This window comes from Serratia sp. CY82433, from assembly GCF_052166535.1.
Classification (GTDB): domain Bacteria; phylum Pseudomonadota; class Gammaproteobacteria; order Enterobacterales; family Enterobacteriaceae; genus Serratia; species Serratia sarumanii.
Map to the genome: position 1 here is coordinate 934,741 of NZ_JBJNOR010000001.1, position 13,734 is coordinate 948,474.

The window sequence follows — 13,734 nt, forward strand, 5'->3', positions numbered from 1 at the left end:
TCTAAAAAAAAACGCGGAATCGTACATATTTGCTAACATTCTTAGCCTAAAAAAACGGCGATTCCTTGGGCGTTTTTGCTTGCCAAACCGCAGCCGGACTAGCTTTGTGCCTTCCACCGTAAAGGTTCCGCTTATGGGATGCGAAAATGATGGGAAAAATCCTAAATTTACTTAATGATACAAAGAAGAGTGAATTTTTAGGGTGGAACAGTGTCCGTGAGTCGGGTTAATGTCACGTTGAGGGCGCATGATAAACCCATAGGCATTACCCAATTCTGCCGCACGTCTTAATCTTAGACGATCCTCCTCCGTTAGCTCGGGCAACCAGCCAAGAACCACGCTGTAATTTCCCGTTTGCAGCGCTTTTTCCATCGCCTCGACCGTATTCACCGGGCTGATTTGGCTCAATTGCACCATCTTATCTACAGGCAGGCCGGATTGCTGCAGCCATTGCTTGCTTAATTTTTGCTGCGGTGTCAGCCACAGAAGCCAGCGAGACTGCTTGCCCAGTTGCAGCAGCAGGGGCAACAGCAATTGAGCCACTGCGGGCTGGCGTTCGTTGTAAACAAGTTCACTGATCAAGCCATTCTCTTTGCCGACATCCGTGTTCTTCTCAACATTGCGCGCTGTAAAAGAGCCTTGGCTGAAATGAGGTTGGTAGAGTGATTGAGTACGCATAAAGTTCCCGCCCGTCGTGTTACTGTATGTTTATACAGTATCTCTGATTTGGGATAAGATCAACCCAAATTTTCGTAGCGGCTCGCATAATTGCGATCATTTTTTGTACCGGTGTTTTTTGTGATTGGCATGCGGGTGGATAGTGCGTATTTTCCTAATTAGTTGTTCACGTTACTCTTTTCATTGATAAGAGAAATAATACGACCGGAACCTAAAAAGGAGAAACGCTATGAAAAGGATGTCGATACGAAGGATCGCACAGGCTAAAAATTGCTTCGCGGCGCTGGGCGCCATCACCATGCGGTCACAGTTTGGCGGCTACGGCCTGCTGGCCGAGGGGGTAATGTTTGCAGTGATAGCGGAAGGAGAGTTGTACCTGCGGGCTACGGCGAGCATGGAACCGGCTTTTCGCGCCAGAGGGATGGTCAATATGGTCTATTCCAAGCGTGGAGTGCCCATCACTTTGCGTTATTACTGGGTTGACGAGTCGCTGTGGCGGGAACGCAACGAGCTGGTGGGGCTGGCCTGGCAGGCCGTCAGGGAAGCGCGTCGAGAGCAGCGGCTTAAGGCCGGCGATCACGGTCGATTGAAGGCGTTGCCGAATATCGATGTCAACATGGAGCGCTTGCTATGGCGAGCGGGTATCCGCAACGCCTATGACCTGCGGCTGCAAGGCGCTAAACGCAGCTATCTCCGCCTGCTGCAACAGCAGACCAATCTGGGGCTGCGCGTGCTGCTGTCGCTGGGCGGCGCGATAGCCGGTTATCATCAGGCGGCGTTGCCGGCCGAATTGCGCAACGAACTGGTGCGCTGGTTCGATCATACGATGGCGATGCGCCGCCATGGGCATGAGCCAGTGGTTCAGGGCCCATCGAGCGAGCCCTGAATAATTAGATTGCCTTATTGATTTGGGCGTGGAGTGTGGTGAGCTCCGGCAGCAGTTCGAGCATCAACCCCACCTGTTGCAACACCAACTGCTCTTTGCTTTCAGGTTCCGGAACGGCTCTGCGAATGCGCTCCGCCAGCTGTTCCAGCGCTTGCGCAATGCGCTGGCTGTTCCGTTCTTCCTGATGCAAGGCGCCGTCCACGTAACACACGGCATCATTGAGCAGATCGAGGGTGACAGGGGTATTCAGCCGCTCGCGGTGCGCCCCCAACGCCGAGATATAACTCAGGAGAGTGTGGTTGAGGCAAAGCAGGCGGAAGGCGGCTTCCTGCAATTCCTTGTCGGCCTTGGGATCGGCGGACATGTTGGAGATGACCGAAGCCAGTTCGGCATCGCTGTTGTGGGCATCTCGCCGCGCAATGCGGTAGGCGAGGCCGTTATCCTTACCCTGGTGGTATTGCACCAGAATGGCGTCCAGATAACGGCAGTTGGCATTCAGGGTTTTATCCACCACCGCCGGCAGTTGGCGGAATTTCCAGTCCGGCCAGATAAAGCTGACCGCCGCCCAGGCGATGGCGCAGCCCAACAAGGTGTCGTAAACGCGCGGGGCGGCTACTTCGAATCCTTCACCCAACAGGTTAAAGCATAACAAGACCAGTAGCGTGATGAACATGGTGGCGTGGGCATACTGGACGGTGCGGAAAGCGAAAAATAGAACGCCGGTGATGACGATCAACACCAGCTGTCCTTCCAGTGAAGGCACGAAATAGAGGATCGGCAGGCCGATCAGGATACCGGCCAGGGTGCCGATGATGCGCAGCGCCAGGCGTCGGCGGGTAGCGTTGTAGTTCGGTTGACAGACGAACAGGCTGGTCAACAGGATCCAGTAACCGTGCTGCATGCCGGTGAACTGGATGAAAGCGTAACCCACGCACAGCACCACCGACATGCGGATCGCGTGGCGGAACAGGGCCGATTGCGGCGTCAAATGGCGGCTGATGCGCAGACGGATGTCGCTCCAGCCGGTTAAGCGATCGTCGGCCAGGCTGTTCTCTTCCGCTTGCCCGTTTGCCAGCGTCTGCTCTGACTCAATATTGGCCAGCTGCGCATCGATCGCATGCAGGTTTTTCAGCAGGTGCGCCAGCGCCTTGGTTTGTTCTGAATTGCCCTGGGTTTCGGCGATGCGCGCCAAGGCCTCCTGAATGCGGCTGAAGGCCGGCTCAAAACGCGGGTTGTGCTGGTATTTTTGCCGCAGCAGGATCGATTGTGCCAGTTGGCGGCAGGCGCGCGCCTGCATGCTCAGCAAACGCTGGAAGCGGAATAAAATATCGCTGTGGCGGAATTGCCGGCTGAGCGCGTGATACTGAACGTGGGAAGAGCTGGCACGTTCGTGGATATCCTGCGCGACAAAGTAGTAGTGCAGGGTGCGGCGGGTGCCGCGCTGGCCGCGATCGCCTTTCAGGCGCGTCAGCAGCGAGGCTTTGGTCTGGTTAAGCAACGCGACCAACGCGCTGTTGGCCATCGCAACATCCATCCATGGCAGGTCGGCGTCGCGTTCGGCGTCGGGATCGAACAGGTTGGCTTTGGCATCCAGATAGTTGGCCAGTTGATCGTAGCAGCGCGCCAGGTTCTCTTGCAGTGGCCGGATAGGGAACAGCAAGTGGCCCGCCAGCGTCAGCAGGTTGTACCACAGCGCACCGATCACCAGCAGCAGCGGTTGCTGATACCAGGCATCGTACATGGCGGTGCCGAGCATGGTGTAAACCGCGATCAGCAGTGCGCCGAAGGCGATGGTGGCGTAACGTTGCCCCAAGGCGCCCAGAAGGATAAAACCGCAGGTCGACGTGGTTAAGCCAAGGGCGAACAACCAGGGATAGGGGAACAGCAGCTCGATTGAAGCTGAGGCGACAAAGAAGCACACCAGCGTGATCAGCAGGTTGCGTAACCTGCCGGCCAGGCGGTCATCCAAGTCGGTCAGGGCCGCTGCCACCACGCCCAGCGTCAGCGGGATGGTCAGCTTGGGAATGCCCAGCCACCAGGGAACGGCGGTGGTGCCGATCAGCGCAATAAGGATGCGCAGGTGATACAGCAGATTGCTGTTATAGGTGTAACGACGTACTGCGGGTGCAAAAGAGCGCACGAAAAACTCCTCAAACGGAGAAAAAATTAACGCTGATGATAGTGGCGGCGAGCATTCTCAATACGCGCTTGCTGAGCCATTTCTACCGAGACGACGCGGCGCCCCACCGGCCACAGCGCGATGGCGGCAATTTTGAAATTGGCGATGCCGACCGGAATGCCGATGATCGAAACGCACTGCACGATACCGGCGGCGATGTGTGACAGGCACAGCCACCAGCCGAACAGCACCAGCCAGATAACGTTGAGCAGTGAGCCGCCGGCGGAGAGCAGCGCATTGCTTTTTTCCGGGTAGAGCTCATCGACGTGGATTGCCTCATTGCCGAACGGCACCAGCGACAGCTTGGTGATTTCCCAGCAGGAGCGGGTGAGCGGCAGCGTGATGACCAGCAGCACGCTGAACACCGTGGCGATGAGCCAACCCAGCGTGGTGAAGAAACCGCCCAACACAAAATTAAGAATATTCAGTACAGTACGCATAGACGTCATTCTGCTCTAATGTTGGCCAAACCGCGATGCGGGCGTATTCACGATAAAAACGCAAAATCTATTCTACCCTTTTTTTAGCGCTAGAGTGCCACTGCTTATCGCAGGTAAACTGGCAGATATCCGTTATTTAATCTCAACATAGTCATGGCGCGACGATATGGAACTTAAAGCGACATCGCTGGGGAAACACCTGGCTCAGCACCCTTATAACCGCGTGCGGTTGCTGCACGCCGGCGTTGAGGTGAGCGGGGAAAAACATGAATACCTGATCCCCTTCAATCAACTGATTCAGGTCAGGTGCAAGCGCGGCATCGTCTGGGGCGAGCTGGAATTTGAATTGCCGGACGAAAAAGTGGTGCGACTGCACGGCACCGAGTGGCAGGAAACGCAGCGTTTTTATCACTATCTGCAGCAGGCGTGGCAGCAGTGGAGCGCCGAAATGAGTGAGGTCAGTGCCGGCGTGTTGCAACAGCAGGTGGCACAGATTCAGCGCATTGAGCAGCAAGATAAATGGTTCAAAAAGTCTGAGCTGGGCAAGCTGCAGCAGCAAATCCGTGAAGCCTTCTCCGCGCTGCCAATGCCGGTGGCGCGCCTGGAGGAATTCGATAACTGCCGGGCCGATTACCATCTGTGTCTGCAATGGCTGCAGCAGGGGCAACGCAGTGTCGACCAACGCAACCGGCAGTGGACCGATCGCATGCTGGAGCAACATCACGACTTCTTCCAGACCGTCGAAAGCTCACCGCTCAATGACTCTCAGAGCCGTGCGGTGGTTAACGGCGAGGATTCCGTCCTGGTATTGGCGGGGGCCGGCAGCGGCAAGACGTCGGTGCTGGTGGCGCGCGCCGGCTGGCTGCTGCGCCGTCAGGAGGCGGAGCCGGGCCAAATCTTGCTGTTGGCGTTCGGCCGTCAGGCTGCGAGTGAGATGAATGATCGCATCAAAGAACGTTTGGGGGATGTCGGTATTCAGGCCAAAACATTCCATGCATTGGCGCTGCAGATCATTCAACAAGGCAGCCGCAAAGCCCCGGCCATCAGCCGGTTGGAAACCGATGCCAGCGCGCGCAAAGCGTTGCTGATTGCCCATTGGCGCGAGCAATGTGCAGAGAAAAAAGCCCAGGCGAAGGGGTGGCGTCAATGGTTGACCGAGGAGCTGGAATGGGACGTGCCGGAAGGCGACTTCTGGCAGGATAAACGCCTGGCGGACCGGCTGGCGGGCCGGTTGGAACGCTGGCTGGGGCTGATGCGCATGCACGGCGGCAGCCAGGCGGAAATGATTGAGCAGGCGGATGAAGAAATCCGCGATCTGTTTTCGAAACGCATTCGGCTGATGGCGCCACTGTTGAAAGCCTGGAAAAGCGCCTTGAAAGAGGAAGGAGCGGTGGACTTCTCCGGCCTTATTCATCAGGCGGTCAACATTCTCGACAAGGGGCGCTTCGTCAGCCCGTGGAAACATATTCTGGTCGATGAGTTTCAGGATATTTCGCCGCAGCGTGCGCTGTTGCTGGCGGCGCTGCGTCGGCAGAACAAGCAGACCTGCCTGTTTGCGGTGGGGGATGACTGGCAGGCGATTTATCGCTTCAGCGGCGCAGAGTTGACGTTAACCACGGCTTTTGCCACCCACTTCGGCGAAGGGGCGCAGTGCGCGCTGGACACCACTTATCGCTTCAACGAACGTATCGGCGAGGTGGCCAACCGGTTCGTGCAGCAGAACCCGCACCAGCTGAAAAAACCGCTCAACAGCCTGAGCAAGGGCAATAAAAAGTCGGTGGCGATCCTGCCGCACGAGCAGTTGGAGCCCTTGCTGGATAAACTGAGCGGCTACGCCAAGCCGGATGAGCGCATCCTGGTGCTGGCGCGCTACCATCATCTGAAACCGGAAGCGCTGGCGAAGGCGGCCACCCGCTGGCCCAAGCTGGATCTGGAATTTATGACCATCCACGCCAGCAAGGGGCAGCAGGCGGAATACGTCATCATCGCCGGTTTGCATGATGGGCGTGACGGCTTCCCCGCCGTGGCGCGCGAGTCGGTGTTGGAAGAGGTGCTGCTGCCGCAGCCGGAGGATTTCCCGGATGCCGAAGAGCGCCGTCTGCTGTATGTCGCGTTGACGCGCGCTAAACATCAGGTGTGGCTGTTGCAGGATCGTGAACGTCCTTCGGTGTTCGTTGAACACCTGCAAGATCTTGGCGTACCGGTGCAGAAAAAACCGTAAGCCTGGGCCTGGCGGCTGCCAGGCCGCGAGGACTATTTCAGGCGGTCTTGCAGGTAGCGCTGATAGTCGGGGATGGCGATCTCCACCTCGCTTTTGAACAGCGGAGAGTCGATCAGAAAGTCGGCGGTCGAGCGGTTGGTGGCCACCGGAATATTCCATACGGTCGCCAGCCGCAGCAGCGCCTTCACGTCCGGATCGTGCGGCACCGCGTTCAGCGGATCCCAGAAGAAGATCAGCATGTCTATCTTGCCTTCCGCAATCAGTGCGCCAACCTGCTGATCGCCGCCCATCGGGCCACTCAGCATGCTGGTGACGGGAATGCCGCTGGCGCGCTGGATCAGATTACCGGTAGTGCCGGTGGCGTACAGCTGGTGCTGCGCCAGAATGGTCTTGTGGCTTTCTACCCACTCCAGCAGGGCCTGTTTGCGGTGATCGTGCGCCACCAGCGCAATGTGTTTGCGCGCGGCGATAGTGCGGGTGGTCAATTCCATCTCGGTGTCCTTCGCTAATCGGGGAATGTGCGACAGATTACTGAAACTGTTTTTCACTGCCTAGCGTTTGCGCTTGAAAATGCGAAGAAAAGACGCCTTTACGGGGAAAGGCGCCGGGAGGGATCAGCGAATCGGTTGTTTATTGGCCCAGCGCAGAAAACGCTTCTGTGTTTCCTTGTCGGCCTGTTGAAACCAGTATTGCAGCATTTGTTCCGACACGTTTTCACCTTTCAACGTCACCGTCGGGGCGTTTATCGGCGCGCCGGCCAACGCGAGGGCTGAGGCATTGCCCGTGTTCGCCTGAACAAAGCTCGGAACGGAGGCCGGGCGGTTCTGGCGGTTGTAATCGGTCATCACCTTTTCCAAATCGGTATTGAAGGTGACGCTGTCGGGATGCAGCACATCATGCCGGAACGGCAGGGTGTTGCCGTCTTTATCGACCACCAGATAATTCAACGTTCTGTCAAAGCGTTGCGCATCACGATCGTTCTCGATGCGTGGCAGTTCGATCGCCACCTGGCTGATCTTTTGCGTATTGAAGGTGGCAACCAGCGGCAAGGAAGCATAGGCCTGCGTATGCTGGCCGGAACGTACGGTTTTGGTCACTTTAAACAGCAACTGGTGCTGCCCGCCATCCAGTTCAAGGCTGTCGGCGCCTTTTAACAACGAACCTGTCATTTTCTTGCCGTCGACCACCAGCAGGTCGATGTCCGGGGAGAGTTTCAGGGTCGTAGCCGCGGCAGGCATGCTGATGCTGAGCAACGCCGCAACCACCAGACCAAATTTCATCATTATCTCCTTATAAAGTGGCGTAACGCTAAGTGTTGAACACGGCATAGGTTGTGTCAAAATTTTTCAATCGGGTATTTTGTTTACATTTTTACATATTTTATCGCGATTAGACATGACCATGCGCAGCTGAACCGCGACAGCCTCTGACCATAAGATTGCGGTGAAGTTTCCCTTGCGTTGCGTTTAACCGAACGAATGCCGATCGGTTACACTCGAAATGGAAAGTGACGCAGTGATAAACGGGAGTTGAAGATGCAAGATCAAGAGATTGTTGAGCTGTTGCAACAGGTGAAAACTATCGCGCTGGTCGGTGCCAGCGATAACCCATCACGGCCCAGCTATGGGGTGATGGCGTATCTGTTGGCGCAAGGATATCAGGTGATCCCGGTCAGTCCAAAACTGGCGGGGCAGACGCTGCTGGGGCAGCAGGTTTACCCTACGCTGGCCGCTATCCCGCAGCCGGTGGATATGGTTGACGTGTTTCGCAATTCAGAAGCGGCTTACGGCGTGGCGCAAGAGGCGATAGCGATCGGCGCCAGGGCGCTCTGGCTGCAGATAGGGGTGATTAACGAGCAGGCGGCAGCGCTGGCGCAACAGGCCGGGTTGCGTGTGGTGATGGATCGCTGTCCGAAAATCGAAATCCCGCGCTTAGGGTTGGAGCGCTAAATAAAAAGGGCCAGGCGCGATGCCGGGCCCTCTCGGGTTTCTCAGGTCTTGGCGCGGTCAATTGCGCAAGCGTGGCGCCTGTAGCTGGTGACGGATGGATTCCGCCAGTTCATCCAGCGATGGTTGCTCGGGGTGTGCCTCCTGGGCTTCGCTATCCAGCTGCGCTTCCGCCAGATAGGTGTGTACCGGTTGGCCTTCCTCGTCTTCCATCACCACGTGGTACCAAGGGGCTGAACGCAGTTCATCGTTCGCCGCTATTTCGTCAGCTTTGGGTTGTTCCAAAGAGTATTCCGGGTCGATATCGATCACGACGCCTAAATACCCCAGCAGTTTATGCCTAACCTGTTGTCCGATACCGAATTTGCTGGCAATCATGATGACCTCCTGAGAAACAATGCCTTGCTCATATATGGGGGCAGGGCAGCGCATTTCAAGTTACATCACCCGACAAGCGAATCCTTTCAGATACAGCCCCTCAGGGTATGTGGCGATCACCGGGTGATCGGCAGCCTGTCGGAACTGCTCTATAAATTGTACATCACGTCCGGCATCTACAGCGGCGTCGGCCAAAATTTTCTGGAACAGGTCGGTCGGCATCAGGCCGGAGCAGGAGAAGCTGAGCAGAATGCCGCCCGGATTCAGCAGCTGCAGCGCCAGCATGTTGATGTCTTTGTAGCCGCGGCAGGCGCTGGCCAACTGATTCTTGTTCTCGACGAATTTCGGCGGATCCATGATGATCAGATCGAATTTTTCGCCTTGAGTGCGGTAGTTGCGCAGCAGCTGGAACACGTCATCGCGAACGAACTCCGCTTTGTTCAGATCCAGCTTGTTGAGCTCGACGTTCTGTTTGGCGATATCCAGCGCCGCCTGCGAGGTATCCACGCTGATCACCTGCGCGCAACCGCCCATCAAAGCGGAAACGGCGAAGGCGCCGGTGTAGGAGAAGCAGTTCAGCACCCGACGGCCGGCGGAGTAATTGCGCGCCGCCAGGCGGCTGTCGCGCTGGTCGAGGTAGAAACCGGTTTTGTGCCCCTGCTGAATGTCCACCAGCAGCTTCATGCCGTGTTCGGTGATCGGCAGCAGTTCCGGCGGCAGATCGCCAAATACCGGGCCCTGCGCCAGCGGCAGGCCTTCTTTTTTACGTACCGCAACGTCGGAGCGATCGTAGATCGAACATTCCGGGTAGCAATGCTGCAGGGCGGAAAGCAGGGCCGGGCGCTGGTATTCGGCACCGGCGGACAGCAGCTGCAGCACCAGGAAATTCTGGAAGCGATCGATAGTGATGCCCGGCAGGCCGTCGGACTCGCCGGCGATCAGGCGGTATCCGTCCAGACCGTCGCGCTGTGCGACCCAATCGCGCCAGCTTTGCGCTTGCTGCAGGCGGCGAATGAAGAAATCGATGTTAATCTCTTCATCTTGCTGGAAGGTCCAGACGCGTGCGCGGATCTGCGACTCGGGCGAATAGGCGCCGCGTGCCAGCCACTTACCCTGGCTGTCGAGGATATCAATGGTTTCACCGGAGTGGGCTTTGCCCTCAACGCGTTGAACGGCGCCGGAGAACACCCAAGGGTGGCGACGGAGTAAGGACTTTTCACGTCCTTTGGCGAGAAACAGGCGTACGGTCATAATTAAGAATGCTGCCAGCTAGGATAGAAAGAGTGACACGGCGGTGCAAAGGCACGGCAATGCCATAACGAAAACTGAATAAGGGGGCGATTATGACACAAGTTTGCATTGCTGCGTATGTGTATGGCGTGGTGCAGGGGGTTGGGTTTCGCTATTCCACCCAGCGGCAGGCCGAGGCGTTGGGGGTGACAGGCTATGCGCGCAATCTCGATGACGGCAGTGTTCAGGTGGTGGCCTGCGGCACACAGGCGCAGGTGGACAAGCTGCTGGAGTGGTTGAAACAGGGCGGCCCGCGCAGCGCGCGCGTCGAACGTGTGCTGGTGGAGCCGCAGGGCCTGGCTGATTACAGCGGGTTTGGCATTCGTTATTAAACGCTCGCCTGCAGCGGCGCTGCGGGCAGAGCGGTCAAATGCATTTTACCGGTTTCGGCAATCCGGCGATTTTGGTGGCTTGTTTGGCCGGCCCTTTCGGGAACAGGCGATACAGATAGCGGCTGTTGCCTTTTTCTTCGCCGTATTTCTGCGCCATCGCTTTGACCAGCATGCGGATAGCCGGTGAGGTATTAAATTCCTGATAGAAGTCGCGCACGAAACGCACCACTTCCCAGTGTGCTTCGGTGAGCACGATCTCTTCCTGCGCGGCCAGCAGCGGCGCCAGCCCTTCATGCCAGTCGGCGCTGTTTTTCAGATAACCCTGCGCGTCAGTGTCGATAACCTGACCTTCAAACTCCAACATACTGCCTCGATAACGGATAATTCGGAACGGCCGCCAGTTTAGCAAATTTTTTCAGCCGCAAAAAACAAAGCCCCGCCGGAGCGGGGCCTGGAAAGCTGGTGTATCGTGCGATCAGTTGCTGCGGGCGAAGCCCAGAATGCTCAACAGGCTGATGAACATGTTGTAGAGCGACACGTACAGGCTAACGGTGGCGCGAATGTAGTTGGTCTCGCCGCCGTGAATGATGTTGCTGGTTTCCCACAGGATCGCGCCGGCGGAGAACAGGATGAACAGCGCGCTGATGGCCAGGTGCAGGGCAGGGATCTGCAGGAACAGGTTGGCGATCACCGCCACCAGCAGTACCACAAAACCTGCCATCATCATGCCGGACAGGAATGACATGTCTTTACGGGTGGTCAGCACATACGCCGAGCAGCAGAAGAACACCGCTGCGGTGCCGCCCAGCGCCAGCATGATCAGATCGCCCGCGCTGGCGTTCAGGAACGAGCTGAGAATGGGGCCGAGGGCATACCCCATGAAACCGGTCAGCGCAAACGCCGCCAGGATGCCTGCCGGGCTGTTGGCCAGTTTATGGGTCAGGAACATCAGGCCGTAGAAACCAACCAGCATCAGCAGCAAGCCCGGTGCCGGCAGCCCCAGCATCGTGCTGGCGGTCGCGGTCAGCGCCGAGAAAGCCAACGTCAGGGATAACAGGAAATAGGTGTTGCGCAGGACTTTATGCGTGCTGAGCAGCGAGTCGCGCGAAGAAGATGAGACGACAATGCGGTCCATAATGCTCTCTCTTATCAAGCCATCACAAAATAATCCCGATGATAGGCAGCGCAAGCGCTTGATTAAAGTTTGTTTACCAATCTTTACCCTTAGTTATCATTGTTGCAACAGCAGGGAGGAGCGGACGCGCGTTTGTTCGCCGTTTGCTGCGTCTTCGCCGATTTTTCGCGCGGTTGAACGCGCCCGGGCTTTACAAGCGAATGAGGTCTGTTTATAGTGCGCGTCGTTGCGGAGGGGTGGCCGAGTGGCTGAAGGCAACGGTCTTGAAAACCGTCGACGGGAAACCGTTCCAGAGTTCGAATCTCTGCTCCTCCGCCATACATTCTGACCCCGTGCTCTCTGAGCACGGGGTTTTTGTTTTTGCGTGCGCAGAAACCGAGGCGCTTTTGCAGGAAACGCGATCGGCTATTGATAAGGGCCACGCATCGGTGAGATTATGCGGTCATCAAGGTTGGCTGCTCGGATGCCTGCTGCTGTCAGGCACCGCCGGGGTGATAAACAACGCCGCCTTATCGATTTCGCTTAATGCTCTTATGGAGACAGAGATGAACTGGTATCAAGTCGCCCTATGGACCATGATCTTTCTGAAGTCCGGCGCTTTCCTGGTATTCGTGTGGTGGTGGATGTTCAAACGCGCGACCAAACCTTATGTGCGCCCGCAAGACGTCGTGGTGGACGATACGCCGTATGATGAGAACCTCACCATGGAAGAGGTGATGAAAAACCATGGCATCGTCCGTACGGATATGTCGGTAAAATAGCTCTTCCTCCCCAATCGGTATCTGGGGCGTGTTTGCCATAAGCGCGCCCCGTTGCGATCCTTCGCTGTCTCTCTATGGCATTCTGTTCTCAGGTTAACGGCATAGCGTTACCGGGAAAAGCACGCCATGAACGATGTACGCATCCTGCCGAGCTTTACGCATCGAAAAAACGCCGTTCTTAATGCCGAGAGAGATCATGGGGATTTCCTGGGTCAGCTCATCCGGCGCGTTGTCGTCGGGCGTTTTACTGATTTCTCGGTGGGTGGTCATGTAAAACCCGTCATCTAACCTCTTTATATCAAAGTTTATTTTCCTATCCAGGCTGTAGGTTTTGCCTCTCACGGTGATGTCCCCACGCTGCACGATCATGGCATGATGTTCGTCATAGATGAATAAACTGCCCGTCACTTTTAATTCCAGGTCATCGCCTGAAGCTAATCGTTTTTTAGTGATCGTATCGGCCTGGCAATTCATATGCACAGGCGCGGCGGGGGTTAAAATGCGAAACAGCACAATGAAGAGAATCACTGCCAAAAATCCGATAGTCAGCATTTTGGGGTTGAGCAATGCGGCCATTTATTTTCCGTTGAGAATTTTGTAGGTAACACACTGGGTATATCGATCTTGTGAGCCGAGATAACACACACCGAGGAAGGTGTTATAAGTCAACGTGTGTTTTACGGAGGAAAAATAGATGTCCGCTTTACTGGCTATACAATCCACACCGCTCTCTTCTAGCGCCTGGTTGACCATGCGCTTTTCCAGTTCGTCATCAATATGCTTGTCTGCATCCAGAGAATACAAGGTGCAGCGGTCTTTTTTCCCTAACGAGATTAAATTTTCTCTGGGTTGATCAGGCGGTTCAACAGGATAGAACGCCGCGACGAACAACAGCGGAATAAATGCGCCGCAGATAGCGGCAATAGCGCGAATATTTACCTGTTTCTGCGGCGGCGTGTTATGTGATTCGGCAACCGACGGGAAAGACGAAAGCGGTACTGAGGCGGCAGAAGGGGGCGTTTCATTAACGGTTGCCTGCGGTGATGGGTAAATATCAATCATGGCGGTAAAGCAAAAACCGACTTTCGCCAGGGTCTTTATCGGCGAGGTTTCTCTCCCCAGCAGTTTGAACGCTTTCCTTATTTCACTGACGGCTACATTGAGGCTGATCGATGAGCCTGAAAAACCATACTCTTCCCATACCTTTTTTATCAATACCTCACGTTTCAATGGGATATTCGGATGAGTCAGCATTTCAATTAACAGGCGCGAGGCCGGATTGGATATCCGTATCGATGACTCATCGTTATCAATGAGTTGGAGACGACACGCGTTTGCGTCATAGATCACGCAGAGGTCGATAATATATTTCATGTATTCAGGTTTTTATAATGGTATAGGCTTCCAGGTCGCGGCTAGTATTTAGTGAAACGTCGGTCAGGTCAAGGTTCTGGGTGGGAAACATAAATAATTCAGGGGGATTTTTAT

16 protein-coding genes and 1 tRNA gene are annotated in these 13,734 nt (G+C 56.0%); 6 read left to right on the top strand and 11 right to left on the bottom strand.

The annotated features are described in order from the left end of the window. Positions 1-171 precede the first annotated feature (171 nt). On the bottom strand, positions 172-678 hold the full coding sequence (gene sulA, locus ACJ8PI_RS04520) for an SOS-induced cell division inhibitor SulA (RefSeq protein ID WP_047568282.1): 507 nt from the start codon (positions 676-678) through the stop codon (positions 172-174). 229 nt (positions 679-907) lie between these two features. On the opposite strand from sulA, the gene ACJ8PI_RS04525 reads away from it, so the two are divergent. Further along, a complete protein-coding gene (locus ACJ8PI_RS04525; RefSeq protein WP_164134108.1) occupies positions 908-1,564 on the top strand; it encodes a TfoX/Sxy family DNA transformation protein in 657 nt (218 codons plus the stop codon). A gap of 4 nt (positions 1,565-1,568) precedes the next feature. Here the strand turns inward: ACJ8PI_RS04525 and yccS are convergent, their stop codons facing one another. Both yccS and ACJ8PI_RS04535 read right to left on the bottom strand, forming a co-directional pair. After that, entirely contained in the window at positions 1,569-3,704 is a 2,136-nt protein-coding gene (yccS, locus tag ACJ8PI_RS04530) for a YccS family putative transporter (RefSeq protein WP_164134109.1), read from the bottom strand. Positions 3,705-3,730: 26 nt separating this feature from the next. After that, positions 3,731-4,183 carry a YccF domain-containing protein gene (locus ACJ8PI_RS04535; RefSeq protein WP_033637896.1) on the bottom strand — a complete coding sequence of 151 codons (453 nt, stop codon included), beginning with the start codon at positions 4,181-4,183 and terminating at the stop codon, positions 3,731-3,733. A gap of 166 nt (positions 4,184-4,349) precedes the next feature. On the opposite strand from ACJ8PI_RS04535, the gene helD reads away from it, so the two are divergent. Continuing rightward, entirely contained in the window at positions 4,350-6,404 is a 2,055-nt protein-coding gene (gene helD / locus ACJ8PI_RS04540; protein WP_033637897.1) for a DNA helicase IV, read from the top strand. A gap of 32 nt (positions 6,405-6,436) precedes the next feature. On the opposite strand, the gene ACJ8PI_RS04545 is transcribed toward helD, so the two are convergent. Both ACJ8PI_RS04545 and ACJ8PI_RS04550 read right to left on the bottom strand, forming a co-directional pair. Continuing rightward, positions 6,437-6,895 (bottom strand): methylglyoxal synthase, encoded by a 459-nt coding sequence (locus ACJ8PI_RS04545; protein ID WP_015377363.1) that lies wholly within the window; start codon positions 6,893-6,895, stop codon positions 6,437-6,439. 123 nt (positions 6,896-7,018) lie between these two features. After that, positions 7,019-7,684 carry a DUF2057 family protein gene (locus ACJ8PI_RS04550; RefSeq protein WP_033654217.1) on the bottom strand — a complete coding sequence of 222 codons (666 nt, stop codon included), beginning with the start codon at positions 7,682-7,684 and terminating at the stop codon, positions 7,019-7,021. Between the two features lie 255 nt (positions 7,685-7,939). Between ACJ8PI_RS04550 and ACJ8PI_RS04555 the strand changes: the two genes are divergently transcribed. Continuing rightward, a complete protein-coding gene (locus ACJ8PI_RS04555; RefSeq protein WP_033637899.1) occupies positions 7,940-8,353 on the top strand; it encodes a CoA-binding protein in 414 nt (137 codons plus the stop codon). A 57-nt stretch (positions 8,354-8,410) separates the two neighbouring features. Here ACJ8PI_RS04555 and hspQ read toward each other — a convergent pair whose 3' ends face one another. Together hspQ and rlmI are read right to left on the bottom strand one after the other, a co-directional pair. Continuing rightward, entirely contained in the window at positions 8,411-8,728 is a 318-nt protein-coding gene (hspQ, locus tag ACJ8PI_RS04560) for a heat shock protein HspQ (protein ID WP_033637900.1), read from the bottom strand. Between the two features lie 60 nt (positions 8,729-8,788). Next, complete coding sequence (rlmI, locus tag ACJ8PI_RS04565) at positions 8,789-9,979, bottom strand: 23S rRNA (cytosine(1962)-C(5))-methyltransferase RlmI (protein WP_049235529.1); 1,191 nt, start codon at positions 9,977-9,979, stop codon at positions 8,789-8,791. Between the two features lie 92 nt (positions 9,980-10,071). On the opposite strand from rlmI, the gene yccX reads away from it, so the two are divergent. Next, positions 10,072-10,350: an acylphosphatase gene (gene yccX, locus ACJ8PI_RS04570; protein ID WP_033646563.1), complete on the top strand. Its 279-nt coding sequence runs from the start codon at positions 10,072-10,074 to the stop codon at positions 10,348-10,350. A 34-nt stretch (positions 10,351-10,384) separates the two neighbouring features. Here the strand turns inward: yccX and tusE are convergent, their stop codons facing one another. Further along, the gene (gene tusE / locus ACJ8PI_RS04575; RefSeq protein WP_004928095.1) at positions 10,385-10,714 is read right to left on the bottom strand and encodes a sulfurtransferase TusE; all 330 of its coding nucleotides are present in this window, start codon (positions 10,712-10,714) and stop codon (positions 10,385-10,387) included. Between the two features lie 111 nt (positions 10,715-10,825). Further along, positions 10,826-11,485, bottom strand: a complete 660-nt coding sequence (gene yccA, locus ACJ8PI_RS04580; protein WP_164134110.1) for an FtsH protease modulator YccA — start codon at positions 11,483-11,485, stop codon at positions 10,826-10,828. Positions 11,486-11,715: 230 nt separating this feature from the next. Between yccA and ACJ8PI_RS04585 the strand changes: the two genes are divergently transcribed. Both ACJ8PI_RS04585 and ACJ8PI_RS04590 read left to right on the top strand, forming a co-directional pair. Next, a tRNA-Ser gene (locus ACJ8PI_RS04585) sits at positions 11,716-11,803 on the top strand. A gap of 227 nt (positions 11,804-12,030) precedes the next feature. Beyond that, a complete protein-coding gene (locus tag ACJ8PI_RS04590; protein ID WP_016928277.1) occupies positions 12,031-12,246 on the top strand; it encodes a hypothetical protein in 216 nt (71 codons plus the stop codon). A gap of 93 nt (positions 12,247-12,339) precedes the next feature. On the opposite strand, the gene ACJ8PI_RS04595 is transcribed toward ACJ8PI_RS04590, so the two are convergent. Further along, positions 12,340-12,822, bottom strand: a complete 483-nt coding sequence (locus ACJ8PI_RS04595) for a hypothetical protein (RefSeq protein ID WP_049235532.1) — start codon at positions 12,820-12,822, stop codon at positions 12,340-12,342. Next, positions 12,823-13,620 carry a winged helix-turn-helix domain-containing protein gene (locus tag ACJ8PI_RS04600; protein ID WP_049195828.1) on the bottom strand — a complete coding sequence of 266 codons (798 nt, stop codon included), beginning with the start codon at positions 13,618-13,620 and terminating at the stop codon, positions 12,823-12,825. Positions 13,621-13,734 lie beyond the last annotated feature (114 nt).

What these genes read in the sequence shown, in the direction of transcription:
- ACJ8PI_RS04590 (WP_016928277.1), top strand. Translation starts at nt 12,031, where the DNA reads ATGAACTGGTATCAAGTCGCCCTATGGACCATGATCTTTCTGAAGTCC.
- ACJ8PI_RS04550 (WP_033654217.1), bottom strand. Translation starts at nt 7,684, where the DNA reads ATGAAATTTGGTCTGGTGGTTGCGGCGTTGCTCAGCATCAGCATGCCT.
- sulA (WP_047568282.1), bottom strand. Translation starts at nt 678, where the DNA reads ATGCGTACTCAATCACTCTACCAACCTCATTTCAGCCAAGGCTCTTTT.
- ACJ8PI_RS04525 (WP_164134108.1), top strand. Translation starts at nt 908, where the DNA reads ATGAAAAGGATGTCGATACGAAGGATCGCACAGGCTAAAAATTGCTTC.
- ACJ8PI_RS04535 (WP_033637896.1), bottom strand. Translation starts at nt 4,183, where the DNA reads ATGCGTACTGTACTGAATATTCTTAATTTTGTGTTGGGCGGTTTCTTC.
- yccX (WP_033646563.1), top strand. Translation starts at nt 10,072, where the DNA reads ATGACACAAGTTTGCATTGCTGCGTATGTGTATGGCGTGGTGCAGGGG.
- tusE (WP_004928095.1), bottom strand. Translation starts at nt 10,714, where the DNA reads ATGTTGGAGTTTGAAGGTCAGGTTATCGACACTGACGCGCAGGGTTAT.
- rlmI (WP_049235529.1), bottom strand. Translation starts at nt 9,979, where the DNA reads ATGACCGTACGCCTGTTTCTCGCCAAAGGACGTGAAAAGTCCTTACTC.
- ACJ8PI_RS04595 (WP_049235532.1), bottom strand. Translation starts at nt 12,822, where the DNA reads ATGGCCGCATTGCTCAACCCCAAAATGCTGACTATCGGATTTTTGGCA.
- ACJ8PI_RS04555 (WP_033637899.1), top strand. Translation starts at nt 7,940, where the DNA reads ATGCAAGATCAAGAGATTGTTGAGCTGTTGCAACAGGTGAAAACTATC.
- yccA (WP_164134110.1), bottom strand. Translation starts at nt 11,485, where the DNA reads ATGGACCGCATTGTCGTCTCATCTTCTTCGCGCGACTCGCTGCTCAGC.
- hspQ (WP_033637900.1), bottom strand. Translation starts at nt 8,728, where the DNA reads ATGATTGCCAGCAAATTCGGTATCGGACAACAGGTTAGGCATAAACTG.
- helD (WP_033637897.1), top strand. Translation starts at nt 4,350, where the DNA reads ATGGAACTTAAAGCGACATCGCTGGGGAAACACCTGGCTCAGCACCCT.
- ACJ8PI_RS04545 (WP_015377363.1), bottom strand. Translation starts at nt 6,895, where the DNA reads ATGGAATTGACCACCCGCACTATCGCCGCGCGCAAACACATTGCGCTG.
- ACJ8PI_RS04600 (WP_049195828.1), bottom strand. Translation starts at nt 13,620, where the DNA reads ATGAAATATATTATCGACCTCTGCGTGATCTATGACGCAAACGCGTGT.